This is a genomic window from Luteibacter anthropi (genome assembly GCF_011759365.1).
GTDB classification, from domain to species: domain Bacteria; phylum Pseudomonadota; class Gammaproteobacteria; order Xanthomonadales; family Rhodanobacteraceae; genus Luteibacter; species Luteibacter anthropi.
Window position 1 is genome coordinate 402,490 of sequence record NZ_JAARLZ010000002.1, and the last position, 18,431, is coordinate 420,920.

Consider the following 18,431-nt stretch of genomic DNA (forward strand, 5'->3'; position numbering starts at 1 on the left):
GATGTTCTCCCTGATGGCACGGCGGTATGCCGGCCGTGGCGCGTATATGCACCGCACATCGTCAAAACCACGTGAACGTGTAAAGGCCCTGAATCGCAAAATATGGCGATCCAGGGCATCCGGGAGCATTCTTCAGCGATGCGTCCGCCCGTGGCAGAGGCACTCGCCATCGTCATCCGCATGACCCAGAAGCGACTGCAAAAGGGTCTCCGATGGCGTCCATTCGCCAATCGCCGGATGGATCAACATGGCCTTGCGTGCTTCAAGCCGTTCGTTCTTCAGCACCGACTGGATGGCCGCACGTTCATACGCCTTCACCGAGCGGACCAGGCCGTTGACGGCATCCGGCAATGCTGTGACCGGACGGGGAATGATCGAATCCATGCCGATATCGGAGGCGATTTCCACGATGTCGTTGTCCGGAAGATCCGGGATGGCACCGCGGTTGCGCGTGTTCACCACAATGCGGGCAGGTTTGGCGCCGGTGAGCGCACTCATCACGTCGATGGCTATGCGGTGGTAGCCGGTGGCGACGCGGAACGGGTCGCCCTGAAGGCTCACGCCTTGCTCGAAGGCCGATCCGCCCTCGGCTTCCAGCTTCATGTACGAACCCGAGCGCTGGTTGAGATATGCCGCGTAGATGTCCACGGCGGCATCGCCTTCGCCTGCGTCCAGACGTGCCGTCAGCGCGGCCAACAGGTCATCGTTGAGGCGCTGGATCTCGGCACCGCGGCTGCCGCCCTGCCTGCGCTGGTTGGACAGTGCGCGCGAACGCTCGTAGTAAAAGAACAGGTATTCCGTGGGAATGAGCCGCAGCGTGCGGATCATGTGATAGTCGAACAACGGTGCGAGGTAGAGCTGGCGCAGCAGGCTTTCGTCATCCAGCAGGGTGTCGATCACCTCCTTGCCGCGCACCTTGACGCTGCGGACCCAGCCCAGGTGGTTCAGGCCCACGTAATCGCATTCCACCTCGTGCGCCGGCTCGCCGAGCGCGCGGGCAATATTGTGGAACAGCTCGGTCGGCGTGTCGCAGATACCAACGATGCGCGCCTTGCTGTGATCGCTCACGGCCTGGGTGATGAGGCCGGCAGGGTTGGTGAAGTTGACCAGCCACGCATCGGGGCTCAGCCGCTCGACGAGGCGGGCCTGTTCGATGGCGACGGGGATCGTACGCAAGCCCATGGCGATGCCGGCCGGGCCGGTCGTTTCCTGGCCCGGGTAGCCGTGCTCGATCGCCACGCGCTCGTCGGCGGCACGGCCGACGATGCCGCCGATGCGGATGCTGTTGAGCACGAAATCCGCACCCTCGATGGTGTCCTCCAGCGAGGTGGCGCCGCGCAGGCGCAGATTGCCACCGAAACGGGAAACCACGGCCTTGCCCAGGTCGACCATGATCCGCAGGCGTGCCGGGTCCGGGTCGTAGAGCACCATTTCCGAGGCGCCCAGGTCTTCAAGCGCTTCGTTCACACCGAACACCACCAGCGGCGAGCGCACACCACCGCCGCCGATCAATGCGATCTTACGATCCGTACGTTTGTTCATGTAGCGTCCTCAATCGGGAAGAATCAGGGAGCCCGTGCAGCGCACCGGCCACGGTCGTGCACAGCGCGCCGGTAATACAGGCGCGCTCGACGCAGCGATCCAGCGGGTCGTCGTCCAGCAGGGCATCGATGAGACCGGCGTTGAAGGCATCGCCGGCCCCGGTGGTATCCAGTGCATCCACGACGGGTGCGGGGATCCTGCGCACGCCATCGCCATCCAGAAGCAGCGCACCCTCGCCTCCCAGCTTCAGCACGCCGCGAGTAAGCCCTTCTGCCCAGGCCCACGCGGCATAGGCTTCGGGATCGTCCTCGCCGCAGAGCAGGCCGGCCTCCTTGCGGTTGGGCAGCATGAAATCCACCTCGCGGCAGGTGGCGAGGTTTTCGCTATCGGTCAGCCACACCGGCGAATAACCCACGTCGAGCGATGTGGTACAGCCGGCCTGCCGCAACTGCGGAAGCACCAGCGTGGCGAGCGAACGCGGCAGCGGCATGGCGAAATGCACATGGCGCGCCGCCATGAGGTCGGCGAGCACGGCCGGCACTTCAAGCAGGTCGACCAGGCCACGGTTGGCCCCGTGCCAGCTGAAGAACGTGCGATCGTCGCGCATCGACACGCTGACCGTCGTGCCCGTTCCTTCCGCCCCCAGGCGGATGCCGCCCATGCCTACGCCGAACTCGGAAAGGCGCCCTTCGAACCAGTCGAAGTCCGCATCGCCGATCAGGCCGACAAGACGCACGCGGCGCCCGAGACGCGCCAGTCCACAGGCGGTATTGACGCTGCCGCCACCCAGTTCCCGGGTATAGCGCTGGGCGTAGACCTCTTCGCCGGGCTCAGGCCAGCGGGGAAAGCCTCCGAAGATGTGGTCCGCGTAGATCTCGCCGACCACCGCGACGTCCCAGGATGTCATTCGTTGCGGAAGGGCCATGACCGCGTACTCCGTGCCTGCCAAAGAAAAATAAGTGTGCCGACGACGACGGCGCCGACCGCGACGGACATCGCCCGCCAGCCGCTGGTCGCGACGAGGTAAAGCCAGCCGATGACACTGACCACGATGGGCAGCGGATAAAGCGGCATGCGGAACACGTCGGCATCCGGCCGCCGGCGTCTCAGCGCCACCACCGCGAAACATTGCGCGATGTACTGGAACAGGATCTGCACCACCATCAGCATGGCGATGAGGCTTTCCAGCGACAGAAAACAGGCCGCCGCCGAGGCAACGCCCACGACCACCAGCGACACCGTGGGAAAGCCATCGCGTGGATGCAGTCGCGCAAAGGATCGAAAGAACTGCCCATCGACAGCAGCCGCATACGGCACGCGCGAATAGCCCAGCAAGACCACCAGCGCGGACCCCCAGCTGGCGAGCAGGATCAGGCAGACCGCGATGGTGCCGCCGGTGGAACCATGGATCGCCTGCATGAAGTCGGCGACCACCGCCTTGGAATGCGCGGCCTGCTCCCAGGGCAGCACACCGAGGATGGACAGGTTAAGGCCAAGATAAAGCACCGCCACCAGCGGTATCGACAGCAGCACGGCCAGCGGAATCGTCCGCCGTGGATGGCGTACCTCGCCACCCAGCATGCAGACGTTGTTGTAGCCACCGTAGTCGTACACGGCGATCAGCGCGACGGCGCCGAGGCCCAGCCAGAACCCATGCGAGCCATCGCTGCGCGCATGCATGAAGTGCTCGGCGGTGGCCACATTGAAATGCGCGATGCCGCTACCAACGATCCACACGCAGGCCACGGCCACGATCACCGTGATGCCCAGCGACAGGCGCTGGATGTCGCCTACCTTGCGATAGAGCACCGCCGTGTTGATCAGGCACAGGCCGGCCGCCACCATCACGCGGCCCCCGTCGCCCAGCGACGGCACGAGGTAACCGAAGTACTGCGCAAAGCCCACCGCCGCCGAGCCGATCGACAACGGTGCGGTGAGCAGCGTCTGCCACAGGTACAGAAAACCGAACAGCCGGCCCATGCGCTCACGGCCATAGGCCTCGCGCAGGTAGTGATACGGACCACCGGATTCCGGAATGGTCGAACCCAGCTCGGCCCAGACCATGCCATCGCACAGGCAGAGCAACGCGCCCGCGATCCAGCCGAGGAACACCGACGGCCCGGCCAGTGCCGACAACGCGAGCGGAATGGTCACGAAGGGACCGATCCCGATCATGTTCAGCACGTTCGCCGACAGTCCACCCCAGAGCCCGATGGCCCGTGGTGGCGATGCCGGCCTGCTCGCGACCTCCCTCATGCCTTCTCCCGGTGCAGATGGGCCGCGGCACGCAAGCGCCCCGCGACATGGCGGTGCAGGTCAAGGACCCGCACCTCGTTGTCGCCTGCCCTGAGCCAGGGCCCGGGACAGTAAAGCCGTTGCTGCGGACCGATATGCCAGTAACGTCCCAGCAAACGGCCATTGACCCAGAGATAGCCCTTGTCCCAGTCCGACATGTCCAGATAGACATCGCCAGGGACATCGACATGGATGCTGCCACGGAAGAACACGCCGCCACGCATTGGTTTGTCCGCGAGCGGTTGCAGGTGCGACAGCCATTCGCCGTCGAGCGGAAGCGCCAGGGCTTCGAAATCCTCCAGCGGCCGCCCATCGAGGGACACCGGGCCGGTGAGACCCTTGTGGTCGCCCACGCGCGGGCCGAAGTTGATATGGCCGAAGGTATCCACCAGCACGTCGAGCCTGCGTTCACCGGCCGATGCATCCGGCAGGCTCACGCGTGTCTTTGACGATACCGAGGGATGCTCCACCCGCGATACGACGCCGGCTTCGTGTCCGTCGACATACGCAATCGCGTAGTCACGGGCGGCCTCGATCGTCAGCGATGTTCCGGCAGGGATCGTCTTGCGCCAAAGGACAAGCCCCTGGTCCTGTCCGAACAGGATTTCGTTCGACACCGGATGCGGCACCTGCACCGGCGTGGGCAGGTTGTCCCAGAGCGAGGCGAAGGGTTCGAGTGAGGTTTCCGCGAAACTTGCGCGAGGCGGTGAGGCGGGAAGCTCAGGGGGCTTGCGCCCGGTCACCGAGGTGATGACGTCGCGCAGCTTCTGGTACTGCGCCGTCGGCTGCCCCGTTTCGTCGATGGGCGCGCCGTAGTCGTAGCTGGTGATGACCGGTTGGAACTGCGAGCCGTCATCCTCGGCGTTGGAGCCCGCGGTGAGGCCGAAATTCGTGCCTCCGTGAACCACGTAGAGGTTGAAGGAGTATCCCGCCTTCATCACGCTGCGCAGCGTCTCCACGTAGTCCCTTTCGGCGAACACCGGTTCGCCCCAGTGGGTAAGCCACCCCGGATACCCCTCGCCCACCCAGACCGGCGCCTCATGCGCGAATGCCCTGCCCTGTACCAGCGTCGGCACATCGGCGCCGTCCAGGCCCAGCGCCGATCCTGGCGGATAGGCCCGGCGTCGCAGCAGGTCTTTCCAGCCGTCCGACACCGAGAACGGTCCTTCGATGCCGTTCTCGCGCCAGATGTCTTCGATGGCCTTCAGATAGGCGACATCGTCGCCCTGCATCGAGTACTCGTTCTCCACCTGGATCATCAGCACGGGGCCGCCGTTCTTCGCCAGCAGCGGCCGCACTCGCGGCGCGATGGCCGCGATGTAACGGCGCACGGCTGCCATGTAGACCGGGTCGTCGCGTGTGCGCAACCGTACATCCGGATCGCGCAACAGCCATGCAGGCAGGCCCCCCAGGGTCCATTCACCACAGACATAGGGGCCAGGACGCAGGTACACCCACATGCCCTCCTCCTGGCACAGCCGGATGAACGCAGCGAAATCGCGGTTGTCCCCATCCAGGTGGAACACGCCCGGCTCGGGTTCGAGCTGGTTCCACATGACGTACAGCGCGACGGTGTTCAGCCCCATCGCCTTCGCCATGCGGATGCGATGCCACCAGTGTTCGCGCGGTATCCGTGCCGGATGCATCTCGCCGCTATGAATGGAAAAGGCATGGCCGTCGAGCAGGAACTGCCGGTGACCGAACGCGAAGGCATGAGGCTTGCCGTCGGGTATCGGCAGGAGCGCCGCCGGTGAAGGCGACGCTGCCCATCCACGCCCCGCGAAAGCCAGCGGGGCGAGGACCGACACGACGAGGAAGTCGCGCCGGCGCATGCTCAGAACGAGTACTTGACGGTGAGCAGCGTGGTCATGCCGGCATCGACGATGTCGGAATTGGCCAGGCTGTTCTTGCCGATATGCGACCAGTACGAGTACTGCTTGGTGAGGTTGGAGATCTGCAGGTCGAATTGCAGGCCGTTGTCCATCTGGTAACCGGCATGCAGGTCCACGCGGCGGGTCGGGCGGATCCACAGGTCATCCCACGGCTGTCCCTGGTTGAGGAAGTCGTAGGTGGACAGGTACGAGCCCACGTAGTGGTAGCTGAGGTTGAGCGAGAAACCGTACTTCTCGTAGAACAGCTCGGCATTGGCCATCGTCTTCGGAGCCGACTGCAGGCGCTCGTCGCCGAAGCCCGGACGGCCCAGGTCTACGCTGGAGTTCTGCTTCGTGGCATTGAGGCTGAAGCCCAGGCCGTTGATCGGGTCCGGCAGGTCCTGGAACTTCTGGCGTAGGGTCATTTCCAGGCCCGACACCCGACCGTCGCCACCGTTGGTCGGCGTCTTGATCAGCACGGCGCCCTGACCCTGGGTGTTCGGGTTGGCCTGGCCGCCACCGCTATCGTAGATGTAATCCTGCAGCTTCTTGTAGAAGCCCGAGAACGAGAAGTAGCCACCGTGATCGGTCGTCCACTCAGCCGCCAGGTCGAGGTTGGTGGACTTGATCGGGTTCAGGTTCGGGTTGCCCTGGGTGATCGTGGTGACGCCGTTGGACACGTTGATCTGCGAACCGCCACCCAGCTGGATGAAGGCTGGGCGGGTGTAGCTCTGCCACAGGCCGAAGCGGAACACGGCATTGCCGGCCGGACGATAGTTGATGAACAGGCTGCCCAGCGGCTCGTTGTATACCGTGTGGTTGTTGCTGAAGTAGCCCGGCAGTTCGTTGCCATTGGCATCCTGCGGCGTGGTCCAGAACGTGTTGCGGATCGAGGTGTGCTCGAAGCGCACGCCCGGAATGATCTCGAAGTCGCCTTCCTGGATGGTCGCCATGGCGTACGCGGCGCTCACGGCCTCGGTGCCACGCATGGTGTTGCAGTTGTAATTGTTGATGTAGAGCTGGCTGCAGGTATCCAGGTCCGAATCGGTGAGGTTCTGGTTGATGAGGTTGGCTACGGCCGCGCGGCTCACCTTCGGCGTCACCCAGGGATACTTGCCCGGAAAGATCGACGAGTAATAGCCGTTGAAGATACCCAGATCACCCAGCGTCGTCGTGCCGTCGTTGATGCCTGCGGTGGACCAGTCACGATTGGTGAAATTGCGCGAGCTGTCGCTGTACTTCACGCCGAACTTGATCGACTGGACCGGGCCATCCTCGAAGTCGTAGCGCAGATCCAGCTTGGCACCGCCACGCTTCTGCCCGGAACGGATACGGGTGACCTCGCCGTTGTCGTTCGCATACATGTTCTGGATGTTGTTCACCGAATTCAGCAGCGCTGGCGTCAGCTGCGGATACGGGAAGTGGCTGCCGCCGTAGCCCAGCAGCGAGGGCTGGTTGTAGGCGAAATTGTTCTGCGAGTACTTGTCCTCGCGACCGTCGATTTCCACGTGGTCTGGGCGGTCGTTGTCGCCGAAACTCCAGAACACGTTCGGCGAGATCGTCCAGCCGCCGGCCGTCTTGTCGGCGCCGAACTGGAAGGTAGCCAGGTCCGCGCGTTCCGGATTGGTCTCGAACCAGAAGCGGTTGGCGATGCGGCCGATGTTCGGTGCATACACGCCCGGCGTGCCGGTGGGCACATAGGTCACATTGGCCGGCAGCAGCTGCGTATACGTAGTGTTCTGCTCGGTCAGCGCATAGGCGTACGTCATCTTCGCGTAGGCGCGCAGCGTCGGGTCCACGTTCCAGTCGAACGACACGTTGCCACCGTAACGACGCTCGAAGCCCGAGGCGATACCCACGTTGGCGCCGATACTGGTCAGGTTGCGGGCCGGATCGTAGCCCGGCGCATTCTGGCCGTCGGCCGTGGCGTGGGCAAAGGCCCATGATCCATCGTTGGATGCGCTTTCGGCCGCACCGATTTCACTGTTGGCGATGTTGCGGTAGTCGTAGTAGCCGCTGACGTAGACGCCAAACTGCTTTTCTTCGCCGAACTTCGTCTGCATCTCGGCGGCCAGGCCGCCGCCAAGCCCGCTGTCGCCGTAATCGCGCGCACGGCTCTCCACACGGCCGCTGGCCGTGACGCTGCCGCTGAAATCCTTCTTGAAATCGAAGGCGCTGGGCGTACGGAAGTCGATCGTGCCACCGATGGCGTCGCCATCCATCTCGGCCGTCGAGGTCTTGTTGAGCACGATGGTCTGCAGGCCCGACGGCGGCAGCAGGCTCAGCTGCACGCTGCGGCTGTACGGCATGCCCTGGGCGACGTTGGCGCCGTTGATCAGGTTGACGTTGTATTCCGACGGCAGGCCACGCACGGAAGCAAACATGCCTTCGCCGCGCGCTGCACCGTCGATACCACCGAAATAGCCGCTACCCGTCGTGGTCACGTTCACGCCAGACATCAGACCCAGCGCCTCGGCCACGTTATGCACCGCCGTATGCTGGAGATCCGCCGCCGACAGCACGTCCACCGTGTTGGTGGAATCCATGCGCATGTTGGTGGCGTCGTAACGGTTGGCGACCACGCTCATCGCCTTCATCTGCACGGCCTTGTCTTTCTGTGCCGGCTTGTCGTCCTGCTTTGCGGGCGGATTGGGCGGCGCCGTCTGCGCCTGCACCTGCATCCCCAGCCCCAGGGCGGTACACACCGCCACCACCATCGCCTTCTTCGCCATCGTATTGTTGAGCACAGCCGAACCCTCACCCCGAAAGTGTCCTGGAACAGGCACGTCTACGGCCCCTACGCCGCATCGATGCACATGTGACTGACCAGCGAAATTCCGGGAATGCCGTGTACAGGGCCCGGCCACGCAGGCCATGCCTGGGCGGTCGCAGACCCGTCCGAAGCCGGACGTGCCGATCAGTGGAAAACGGAAATCAGCGGAGGGAAGACGGCGGCGAATAGCCAGCCAGGGACTTGCCGCGGGCACGCAGCGCACTCAGCTTGGCGCGTGCGAGGATGGGCAGCCCGTTGGATTTCACGTGCGCGAGCGGAACCCGCACATCGGCGCAGCCGGCGATAACGCTGTTGGATTGGGCACGACGCATGACGCTGTCCCGGAATCGCGGCTGCTGAGGAAACCGGTCATGCCCCAGGGATGACCGGCGGGTAACGCGAATGGACGTCCATTCATTGCGGACGTTCCGTTTGCGTGGGAAAAGATATACCGCACCCCCAACGTGCCGGTCAACGGCCAATTCTGCTGTACTTTTTTGTTGCTGCACAGCAACATGGGTGATTCGGCGCGACGGATCGCCAGCCGGAAATTAAATCCGTCATATATAGACGGCCTTCACACGGCGTTCGCGCGAATGTGTCCGCGGACACATTTGTATCGAGCCAATACGTGCAGCCCACGCCGGGCCTGAACGATTCTGTCCAATCTGCTGCGTTGCAGGATGACAGAACGATGTCGCTCCCTCATCCTCCGCCGCCAGCGCTTTGGGGAGCGTGGTTTCTTACGATCATTCAACGCAGGGACTCCAATGAATCGTCGCCGTCTGACGCGGGCTGATGCCGCGTGCACTCTTCGTCCGCGTCCGCTTGCGGTGGCCTGTCTCGGCGCATGGCTGGCCATGGCCAGTGGCGTGCATGCGCAGGATGCCGCGCCGCCGGTCAAGAAACCTGCCACGAAAGACAAGGTGGCCAACGAAACAGACAAGCGCGCGGCGAATCCGGACAGCGCAAGCAACCTCGATGCCGTGGTGGTCACCGGCATCCAGGCGAGTATCCAGAACTCGCTGAAGGCGAAGCAGAACTCCGACAACATCATCGAGGCGATCTCTGCCGAGGACATCGGCAAGCTGCCCGACAGCAGCATCGCAGAGAGCCTTTCGCGCGTATCCGGCCTTGCCACCCAGCGCGTGGATGGCCGGGCCAACCAGATCTCCATCCGCGGCCTGTCACCGGACTTCACCGGTACCACGCTCAACGGACGCGAACAGGCCACGATCGGCGAGAACCGCGGCGTGGACTTCGACCAGTACCCGTCCGAGCTCATCAGTGGCGCCGCCATCTACAAGACGCCGGATGCCAGCCTCATCGGCCAGGGCCTGTCAGGCACGGTAGACCTGCACACCATCAAGCCGCTGGACCTGCCCAAGCGCACCATCGCGGCCAACCTGCGCGGGGAAACCACCTCGAACGGCAGCCTCAACCACGGCACCGGCGTGGGTGACATGGGTCACCGTGCTAGCTTTTCGTATATCGACCAGTTCATGGATCACACGCTGGGCCTGGCCGTAGGCTTTGCGCAGCTCGACTCGCCCATCCAGGAAAAGCAGTCGCAAGCCTGGTGGTGGAGCATGAACAACGGACCGGGCAGCGCCGAGAACATCTGGGGATCACCTCATACCGTGGGCCTGCCCGACAACGTGCTCTCGCAGGAAGGCATGCAGGTTCGCGCCAAGTCGGAAAACCAGCTGCGCAACGGCCTCATGACCGTGCTGGAATGGGCTCCGGACGACCACTACCACTCCACGCTGGACCTGTACTACTCCACCTTCAACCAGAAAACTTTCCTCAACGGCGCACAGTGGTCGAGCAGCCCCGACGACCATATCGCCTATTCCAACCTCGGCATCACGCCGTCGCAGCCCTATCCGATCGTTACCAGCGGCCATATGGATGGCCTGCTGCCGATCCTGCAGAACGAATACAGCCGCGAACACGACAAGCTGTTCTCGGTGGGCTGGAACAACCAGTACGACTTCGGCAACGGCTGGGTCGCCACCGCCGACCTTTCCTATTCCAGCGCGAAAAAGCGACTGCATGATGCCTACCTGTTCTCTGGCCTGCCGGGGCTGCAAACGGCATCGGCCGATTTCGACACCCTCGTGGGTTATGGCTTCCCGCACTTCTATCCGGGCGTAGACCTGTCCGATCCATCTGTCGTGCAGTTCACCGATCCGAAGGACTACGGCTACAACGGCCGCGAGGAGCGTGACCGCCAGCGCGACACGATCAAGGCCTTCCGCTTCGAGATCAGCCATCCGGTGGGCTGGATCTTCAGCGACGTGAACATCGGCGTGAACTACTCCGAGCGCAAGAAGGACAAGCAGGCTGACGTCAATTTCGCCACGCTCAACGGCAACGGCAACACGAACAGCACCTACCTTCCCGGTTTCGGTTCGCCCATCGATGCCGGCTCACTGCGCGGCATCACCGACCTGGGTTACGGCGGCATCGGCCCCATCCTCAACTACGACGTGCTGCGTGCGCTCTATAGTCAGTTCTACCTGACCCAGCGCAACGGGCAGGCCGACTGGAGCCGCAACTACACCGTGCGCGAACGCGTGCCGGTCGCGTACGTGAAGTTCAACATCGATACCCATCTGGGCGATATCCCCCTGCGCGGCAACATGGGTGTGCAGGTGGTACGCACCGACCAGTCGTCACAGGCCCTGCAGACCAATGGCGACACATTGGTCGGGCGCCTTTCGGGCGGCACCAAGTACACCAAGGTACTGCCCAGTCTCAACCTGGCCGCTGAGATCGCAGACAAGCAATACCTGCGCTTCGGCTTTGCCAAGACCCTGGCACGCGGTCGCATCGACGACGAAAAGGTAGCCAGTTCCGCCGATGTGGCTCGCGTGGATCAAGGCCCGGCCGCCGGCCAGGTGCTGTGGTCGGGAAGCGGCGGCAATCCGAAGCTGAAGCCTTATGTAGCCGTCGGCACGGATCTGTCGTGGGAGAAGTACTTCGGCACGGCCAGCTACGTCGCCGTGGCCGTGTTCAATAAGAACCTGTTGAACTACATCTACAACGATACGCAGCTGGACTACGACTTCTCCGGCTATACCAATGACAATCCGTCGCTGGTACCCACCAGCACACGGGGCACCTTCACCCACCCGGAAAACGGCACCGGCGGGCGCATGCAGGGCCTGGAACTCTCCGGCGCCTTCGAAGGTGCACTGGTATCGCGTGCGTTGGATGGCTTCGGCGTACAGGCCAACTTCTCGCTCACCAACAGCAACCTGCCTACCAGTGCCGTTTCGACCATCCCGGGTGCACCTGCCACCCTGCCCGGCCTGTCGCGTAAAGTGGCCAACCTTGCCCTCTACTACGAGAAATACGGCTGGTCGGTGCGCATCGCCGAACGCTACCGCTCATCGTTCACCGGCGAAACCATTCCCCTGTTCGACCAGCTCGGCTACACCAAGGTCCTCGCCGACAAGCAGACCGACTTCCAGTTGGGCTACGCCTTTGACAAGGGCCCCTGGAACGGCCTGTCTCTGCTGCTCCAGGTGAACAACCTCACCAACTCGCCGGTAAAGACCGAGCAGGTCGCCGGCCTGCCTAACGGCGTAAAAGTAGCCCGCCCCCTGGAGTACGATACCTTCGGCAGAACCATCATGTTCGGCGCCAACTACAAACTCTGATCCGCTCATCCCTGTAGGAGCGGACCTAGTCCGCGACCCCTGAAGGCGTCCACGCCGAATGAACCAATGCGTGAATCAGGCCGGCATTTAAACGCCCGCCTGATTCACGCATTGCTTCATTCGCTCAAGCGACGTTGAGGGGTCGCGGACAAGGTCCGCTCCTACAAAATCCGGTAGCTCAGGTGACCGACGCCATCAGGAAGTCCCGCACCCGTGCAACGATCCGTCCTGGTGCATCTTCCAAGCAGTAATGCCCCACGCCCTCCATCCGCTCGACCTCACCCAGCGGAAATACCGCCTGGAACAGCGGCAAGAACAGTTCACCTAACAACGTCCGATCCGCCATCCCCCATATCGCCAGCGCAGGCCGACCTCGCATCGCCGCTATGGCGCCCTGCGTCGGCACCTCGAACTGGTGCACCTGAAGCGCAAACCCCTTGGCCCAGGCAATCGCACCCACACACTCCGCAGGCGTCATGAACGGCGCAGCATACGCCGCCAGCCAATGCTCATCGATCACCGCATGGTTCTCGAAACCATTGAGCTTCAACGTGCTCAGGATGTTGTAGCCAAGTTCCCCCAGCACCGTCTCAAGGCGCCCCTCGGCCTGCGCACGGACGATCCACTGAAACCAAGGCGCCTGCTCCGCACTCGCCAGCAAGCGTTCCAGTTCCCCTGGTTGCCCGAATGGCGTGGGTCCGTTGGTCGATACGATACGACGGATACGGTCAGGATGACGCGCCGCCAGCCCCATGCCGACCGGTCCGCCAAAGTCGTGCATGACAAGGGTGATGTCACGCAGGTCCAGCGACAACACGAATCGCTCGATATTGTCGATGTGGTCCTGTAGCCAATAGGTTCGCGAGGCGGGCGTCTCGCTTTTACCAAAGCCCATATGATCCGGAACGACGATGCGGAAGGTATCGGAAAGCCCGGAAACCAGATGCCGATACAGGTAGCCCCATGTGGGCTCGCCATGGAGGCAAAGCACCACCTCGCCATCACGGGGGCCTTCGTCCACATAGTGCATGCGAAAGCCGGCGGCCTCGTTGAAATGCGGGGCGAACGGATACGTGCCACCAAAGGTAGCCTCGGCGAAAATCATGGAAAACGCCTCTCATGAATTAATATGATTAACGTTATTCCATGCAGTTTCATTATGCAACCACTCATCCAGCCCTGTAGGAGCGCGCCTCGCGCGCGACCGGCAATACCAGGCGCCCAGGCAAAACCGGTCGCGCGCAAGGCGCGCTCCTACAAGTTGACAATCCGCCAGATGGACCATTAGCCTGCGCACGCAGCCCGACCGGCGCTGTCGTAGGCGTTACCGTCAACCAACGCATCCTTCCGTCGAGGGGATCCCAGCAGGGAGTTCTCGACCCATAAGGAGCGCCCTCATGACGACCACCCGTACACGCCTTTCCGACAACACCATCCTCATCACCGGCGGCAGCAGCGGCATCGGCCGCGCCCTTGCCGAAGCTTTCCATGACCTGGGCAACCAGGTCATCGTCACCGGACGACGGCAACCGCTGCTCGATGAAATGATGGCAAAACGCCCCGGCCTGACCGGCATCACAGCCGACGTCACCGATACCGCATCGCTTGCACGCGCGGCAGAAGAAATACACAGCCGATTTCCCGGCCTGAACATGCTCATCGCCAACGCAGGTATTTCTGCATCGGAAGACATGACATCGGGCGACTGGAACGCATCCGCCGCCGAAGCGCTGGTGCAAACGAACATCATGGGCGTGATCCGCTCGGTCGCCGCCTTCCTGCCCGTCATCCGCGAGCAACCCGGCGCTACGATCATGGCGACAAGCTCCAACCTCGCCTTCATCCCTCGCGCGGATTTCCCGACCTATTGCGCCACGAAGGCCTTCCTGCACTCCTGGGTGCAATCGTTGCGCCACCAGCTACGCCATGTCCCCGTGGAGGTACTGGAGCTGTCACCCCCCTATGTGCAGACCGCTCTCACCGGCACGCAACAGATGTCCGATCCGAGGGCCATGCCGCTGGATGACTACGTGACGGAAGTGATGCAGCTGCTGCGCTCCGGAAATCACCCACGCGGCGAACTCCTTGTAGCCCGCGACCAGGCCCGGCGCTGGGCCGAACGCGAAGGCCGCTACGACGACCTCTACGCCACCATCAACCCCTGACCCATAAATGTAGGAGCGCGCCTTGCGCGCGACCGGGACGAAGCCGGGTATTGCGGCCCCAGCCGCGCGCAAGCGCGCTCCTACACATCGGCTGCCCTGAAATGCGCCAGCTGATCCGCCAGTGCCTTCACAAAAGCGGGCCGACGCGTAGCACGCCCGGTGTATTCACGACATGCCGGATATCCATCCAATCCATCGAACCGATCAACCACGCGAAAACCATCGGCCATAAGGATATCCGCCACCGAAAACTCATCGGCCAGCCACTCCCGCCCGGCCAGCACGGTCTCCATGTGCCCCAGTCGCAGATGAAGGAAGTCGTCCAGCTGATCCATCGCCGGCGTACCGCCGGCCACCCCCGAAAACTTCAGGATCACCCATGGCAACCCAGCCATCTCGACGGAATTCAGTGCGGCAAAGACCCATTCCATCACCTTGAGCCGCCCCTGCGGATCGCGCGGCATCAGCGCCTCGCTCAACTCCCCCAGGTACATGAGGATCGCACCACTTTCGAACAGGGAGATATCCCCGTGGGTAAGCCACGGCACCTGCCCGAACGGCTGGTGGATGAAGTGTGCCGCGTCTCGCGGGGCAAACGGCACGCTCTCCACGCGATACGGCAGCCCGGCCTCCTCCAGCGCCCAGCGCACCCGGATGTCCCGGACAAACCCCCGGGGCATCTCCGGCACCCAGTCGAAAGTGGTCAGCGTCAAACCGGCCATCTCACGTCTCCTAGCGGCAGTCGAGCCCCGAGTCTATGCCATACTTTTGACCAACCACCTCACCTACAATTATTTCAAAGGAAGCAAGTGCCAACCCAATGCGCCTCGGGACACGGCCAAACCTCTAAAGTTGAGCTAGGAGCCGAACGGGATGGAATGTCGATGGCAATCAGGCAAGCGTGACGCGATCTTCTACAGGGCAACATTAAGTTGCCAAGGGCGTCGCCGATACCTGCATGACTCTAAAGACCCATAGAGAACTTGAGCTGTAGGGCAGCTTGGCTTGGATGAAGCAGAGGATTAGACGGAAGCCGGATGTATACGTTGCGATACTGCGCATAAATACTTCCTTGGATCTCATCATGGATTTCTACACATCCAGATGGTGCGATCTTCAACTTCCCCAAATCGAAAAGAGTGTGAATGTCAGCACGGAGAAGTAATCCGTTACTGACAGAGTTGGACTCGGCTCCGAAATACGGCGCTATATGAGCTGCCTCAAGCACTAGCTCAACATCGCAACCTGTCACCGCACAGCGTCGTTCATAGGCATCGAGTAATTGCCTACGAAATGTGGGCTGTCCCTGTCGCCGCACGATCTCTCGCAACACCTTCTGCCGACCATCAACCATGTTCAACGGATCAAAAGCCGCCCCGAAGTCATGGCGCTCTAACTCCGCCAGCTCGCGATCAATATGCGTTGCAGGAATTTCGCACCCGATGATTGAAGTAAAGAAATGCTCAAGAGTGCCGAAATCACTCAGTATGGATTGAACTTTTTCGTCCGAAATCCTGCTAAACCCCCTATAGCCTTTGTTGAGATAATTCACTACGGGCGTGGAAAGCACATCAACGTTAATTTGCTGCGGCTCACTCAGCAGATACATGTACTCCCACGTATCGCCACCGTCGGTATATCCCCATACGCTGCCTGCCAACGCCTGATTTCTGATCTTGGCGACAACAGAGGAGAAGAAATGATAGCCATTATCGTAGACAGTCAGAACGAGGTCACCCATATTCATGGAGCCCCACGTCTTATCATTTTTTGGCCCAGAAACGGCACCCCAAGCGTAAAAACCCGTCTTTAGATGCGACAGAGACTGGTAATAGAAAGTCTCCTCATGACCCAGACATTCTTCCATGAGGTCAAACGACACCGGTTTTAGAATGGAGTCGCGCAGATGAGCCCGAGCATTCTTGTCGCCAGCGGTAAAGACAAATATTTGGCGCACTGCTTAGTACTCCGAATACTTGTCGGATCTACCCTTTACAATTTCAGCAGGGTACTTGGCATCATTCAGCGATATTTTTTCTTCTGCTGCAATGACGGGATCAATACCCGTTACCGAACAGAATCGCATGAGGTATATGAAAACATCAGCGACCTCATGTGCGACTGCTGATCTTTTGCACTCGTCAAGGTCAGCGAATTGCTCGTTGCCGTCCCGCCACTGAAAAATCTCCATAAGCTCGGCCGCTTCAATGTTCAGTGCCATGCTCAGATTTTTGGGAGTGTGATACTTGCCCCAGTCTCGGACCTCGGAAAAGTGGTCAATTTTTTGACGGATGGCCACCAATGGATCTGCTGTCCGCTTAGACTCATCACTCATTTTTTACCCCCGTACGGAAACTACCGTACCCGGACGTTAAGCAGGGGTACCTGCCAGTACCCATTCAGATGGTATCTTATATGCCAGATGGTCAGTACGTAAGTGCGTACAGATTAATCATTTCCCGCTAGTCATCGCATTAGGACCGTGAATTCATTCCCCCTGCCCTCACTGATGGGAAGCGGCTGCGACAGGTAGCCATTCGTCGGATCGCGTACGTAAGCGAGATAGTCATTGTCGAAGTCGAAAGCATTCTCCGCCAGCACCGGCGTGCCCGTGGTCATCCAGGGCTCAAGCAGCTTCAGCACCGGCAGATAAAGGCTGAATGCACCATCGAGCAACACCATGTCGACATCCGCATCCAGGTTCGCCAGCGTCTCCCGCGCATCACCCACGCGTATCTCAACCAGATCCGCCAGCCCGGCCGCTTCCAGGTTGGCGCGCGCCTTGACTGCCTTGCTTTCCTCCAGTTCGGTACCGATAACCCGTCCGCCGCCCATATCACGCATGGCCGCTGCCAGGTAAATGGTGGATACGCCCATCGACGTGCCGAACTCCACCACACGTCGCGCACCGCGTGCCCGGGCGCACTGGTAAAGGAAGCGGCCGTATTCCTCCTGTACGTTGAGGAAGTTGTCGGCATAGCCACGGTAGTAGGCCCGGATATCCCGGCGTTCCTCGACCAGCATGTCTGCGATGACGTCACCCAGGGACTGGCCCGATTCCGTCAACCCGGCTGCCTGGGCCATCAGCTCCCCGTCGGCCTGCTCTGCTTCCTTGAACAACCGCTCAAGGGTCTGGGCCACTCGCCCCGTCTTCAATGAATTCATGGACCTGCACTCCGAAACATGCGGCTTCGGGAGATTCCGCGCCGCGTTGCAGGCCATCGTAGGCAGCCGAGGCATTGGCAGCATCGGGATATCAAGCCAAGATATGCTGAAATCCTGCCAACACGATCCGTACGCATCATGCCCACCGTGACCGAGCGCCTGCCACCCGACGAGTGGACGCATCCAGACATCATTCCGCGGCCCGTGGTGACCGTCGGCGCCGTCAATGTCGATACGGCCAACTTGTCGCCCGAGGAAAAGGAAACCGACTTCCACACCCACCGCAAGGCCCAGCTCGTGCTCACCCTGCGCGGGGTGCTTACCTGCGAGGTGGATGGGGGCATGTGGATCGTTCCGCCGCAGAACGCCATCTGGGTGCCCGGTGATCTCATGCACCGGATCAAGGCCTCGGGCACCGTCGATTGCTACGTGTCCTTCATTGAACCTGCCGTTGCGTCTGCCCTGCCAGGAATCTGCTGCGCCCTCACCGCAACGCCCTTGCTACGCGAACTGCTGATCCGCTCCGCAAGCTTTCCCATGCTCTACCCCGAGGGAGGCGTCGAATCCCATCTGGTTACGCTTCTGCTCGACGAACTGGCCACGGCCCCCGTCGGCAACCTGCACCTGCCGATGCCCAACGATCCGCGACTTCGTCGCATCGCCGAAAAGCTCATGAGCGACCCCGCCGAACGCGGCACGATCCAGACCTGGGCAAAGCGCGTCGGCACCAGCGAACGCACGCTTGCCCGGCTGCTTACACAGGAGACCGGCATGAGCTTCGGTCGATGGCGCCAGCAGTTGCAGATCATGCTCGCCGTGAAGTGGCTGGGCAGCGGCATGTCCGTGCAACAGGTCGCGGGGGATCTCGGATACGAAAGCGCCGGCAGCTTCGTCACCATGTTCCGCAAGGCACTGGGTACATCACCGGGTAGATATCTGCCCGGCTGAGGAT

General features: G+C 61.9%; 14 protein-coding genes. 3 read left to right on the forward strand and 11 right to left on the reverse strand.

Translation table 11 applies throughout. The annotated features are described in order from the left end of the window. Positions 1-132: 132 nt before the first annotated feature. From HBF25_RS04370 to HBF25_RS04395, 6 genes are all read right to left on the reverse strand, one after another. A complete protein-coding gene (locus tag HBF25_RS04370; protein WP_166946721.1) occupies positions 133-1,542 on the reverse strand; it encodes a family 4 glycosyl hydrolase in 1,410 nt (469 codons plus the stop codon). Next, positions 1,520-2,467: a carbohydrate kinase family protein gene (locus HBF25_RS04375; RefSeq protein ID WP_243853035.1), complete on the reverse strand. Its 948-nt coding sequence runs from the start codon at positions 2,465-2,467 to the stop codon at positions 1,520-1,522. Before HBF25_RS04375 ends, HBF25_RS04370 begins: the two co-directional genes overlap by 23 nt. After that, the gene (locus tag HBF25_RS04380) at positions 2,446-3,798 is read right to left on the reverse strand and encodes an APC family permease (RefSeq protein WP_166946722.1); all 1,353 of its coding nucleotides are present in this window, start codon (positions 3,796-3,798) and stop codon (positions 2,446-2,448) included. The genes HBF25_RS04375 and HBF25_RS04380 overlap by 22 nt, the downstream gene beginning before the upstream one ends. Then, a complete protein-coding gene (locus HBF25_RS04385) occupies positions 3,795-5,669 on the reverse strand; it encodes a beta-galactosidase (protein WP_166946723.1) in 1,875 nt (624 codons plus the stop codon). The genes HBF25_RS04380 and HBF25_RS04385 overlap by 4 nt, the downstream gene beginning before the upstream one ends. A 2-nt stretch (positions 5,670-5,671) precedes the next feature. Next, positions 5,672-8,440, reverse strand: coding sequence for a TonB-dependent receptor (locus HBF25_RS04390; protein WP_243853083.1), 2,769 nt, complete (start codon positions 8,438-8,440; stop codon positions 5,672-5,674). Positions 8,441-8,642: 202 nt separating this feature from the next. Further along, the gene (locus tag HBF25_RS04395; RefSeq protein WP_166946725.1) at positions 8,643-8,813 is read right to left on the reverse strand and encodes a hypothetical protein; all 171 of its coding nucleotides are present in this window, start codon (positions 8,811-8,813) and stop codon (positions 8,643-8,645) included. A gap of 438 nt (positions 8,814-9,251) precedes the next feature. Between HBF25_RS04395 and HBF25_RS04400 the strand changes: the two genes are divergently transcribed. Further along, positions 9,252-12,149: a TonB-dependent receptor gene (locus HBF25_RS04400; RefSeq protein WP_166946726.1), complete on the forward strand. Its 2,898-nt coding sequence runs from the start codon at positions 9,252-9,254 to the stop codon at positions 12,147-12,149. Positions 12,150-12,327: 178 nt separating this feature from the next. Here the strand turns inward: HBF25_RS04400 and HBF25_RS04405 are convergent, their stop codons facing one another. Beyond that, complete coding sequence (locus HBF25_RS04405) at positions 12,328-13,254, reverse strand: alpha/beta fold hydrolase (protein ID WP_166946727.1); 927 nt, start codon at positions 13,252-13,254, stop codon at positions 12,328-12,330. A 292-nt stretch (positions 13,255-13,546) separates the two neighbouring features. On the opposite strand from HBF25_RS04405, the gene HBF25_RS04410 reads away from it, so the two are divergent. Further along, complete coding sequence (locus HBF25_RS04410; protein ID WP_166946728.1) at positions 13,547-14,314, forward strand: SDR family oxidoreductase; 768 nt, start codon at positions 13,547-13,549, stop codon at positions 14,312-14,314. Positions 14,315-14,394: 80 nt separating this feature from the next. Here the strand turns inward: HBF25_RS04410 and HBF25_RS04415 are convergent, their stop codons facing one another. The 4 genes from HBF25_RS04415 to HBF25_RS04430 form a co-directional block, all read right to left on the reverse strand. After that, entirely contained in the window at positions 14,395-15,036 is a 642-nt protein-coding gene (locus HBF25_RS04415; protein WP_166946729.1) for a glutathione S-transferase family protein, read from the reverse strand. A 242-nt stretch (positions 15,037-15,278) separates the two neighbouring features. Further along, entirely contained in the window at positions 15,279-16,271 is a 993-nt protein-coding gene (locus HBF25_RS22090; RefSeq protein ID WP_341778035.1) for an HNH endonuclease, read from the reverse strand. Positions 16,272-16,274: 3 nt separating this feature from the next. Further along, positions 16,275-16,649, reverse strand: coding sequence for a nucleotide pyrophosphohydrolase (locus HBF25_RS04425; RefSeq protein ID WP_166946730.1), 375 nt, complete (start codon positions 16,647-16,649; stop codon positions 16,275-16,277). A 131-nt stretch (positions 16,650-16,780) separates the two neighbouring features. Then, positions 16,781-17,479, reverse strand: a complete 699-nt coding sequence (locus HBF25_RS04430) for an O-methyltransferase (protein WP_166946731.1) — start codon at positions 17,477-17,479, stop codon at positions 16,781-16,783. A gap of 138 nt (positions 17,480-17,617) precedes the next feature. Between HBF25_RS04430 and HBF25_RS04435 the strand changes: the two genes are divergently transcribed. Then, positions 17,618-18,427: an AraC family transcriptional regulator gene (locus tag HBF25_RS04435; protein ID WP_166946732.1), complete on the forward strand. Its 810-nt coding sequence runs from the start codon at positions 17,618-17,620 to the stop codon at positions 18,425-18,427. The last annotated feature ends 4 nt before the right edge of the window (positions 18,428-18,431 follow it).

Excerpts from the sequence above, each read along its gene's own strand:
- HBF25_RS04370 (WP_166946721.1), bottom strand. The coding sequence starts at position 1,542 with ATGAACAAACGTACGGATCGTAAGATCGCATTGATCGGCGGCGGTGGT.
- HBF25_RS04375 (WP_243853035.1), bottom strand. The coding sequence starts at position 2,467 with ATGGCCCTTCCGCAACGAATGACATCCTGGGACGTCGCGGTGGTCGGC.
- HBF25_RS04380 (WP_166946722.1), bottom strand. The coding sequence starts at position 3,798 with ATGAGGGAGGTCGCGAGCAGGCCGGCATCGCCACCACGGGCCATCGGG.
- HBF25_RS04385 (WP_166946723.1), bottom strand. The coding sequence starts at position 5,669 with ATGCGCCGGCGCGACTTCCTCGTCGTGTCGGTCCTCGCCCCGCTGGCT.
- HBF25_RS04390 (WP_243853083.1), bottom strand. The coding sequence starts at position 8,440 with ATGGCGAAGAAGGCGATGGTGGTGGCGGTGTGTACCGCCCTGGGGCTG.
- HBF25_RS04395 (WP_166946725.1), bottom strand. The coding sequence starts at position 8,813 with ATGCGTCGTGCCCAATCCAACAGCGTTATCGCCGGCTGCGCCGATGTG.
- HBF25_RS04400 (WP_166946726.1), top strand. The coding sequence starts at position 9,252 with ATGAATCGTCGCCGTCTGACGCGGGCTGATGCCGCGTGCACTCTTCGT.
- HBF25_RS04405 (WP_166946727.1), bottom strand. The coding sequence starts at position 13,254 with ATGATTTTCGCCGAGGCTACCTTTGGTGGCACGTATCCGTTCGCCCCG.
- HBF25_RS04410 (WP_166946728.1), top strand. The coding sequence starts at position 13,547 with ATGACGACCACCCGTACACGCCTTTCCGACAACACCATCCTCATCACC.
- HBF25_RS04415 (WP_166946729.1), bottom strand. The coding sequence starts at position 15,036 with ATGGCCGGTTTGACGCTGACCACTTTCGACTGGGTGCCGGAGATGCCC.
- HBF25_RS04425 (WP_166946730.1), bottom strand. The coding sequence starts at position 16,649 with ATGAGTGATGAGTCTAAGCGGACAGCAGATCCATTGGTGGCCATCCGT.
- HBF25_RS04430 (WP_166946731.1), bottom strand. The coding sequence starts at position 17,479 with ATGAATTCATTGAAGACGGGGCGAGTGGCCCAGACCCTTGAGCGGTTG.
- HBF25_RS04435 (WP_166946732.1), top strand. The coding sequence starts at position 17,618 with ATGCCCACCGTGACCGAGCGCCTGCCACCCGACGAGTGGACGCATCCA.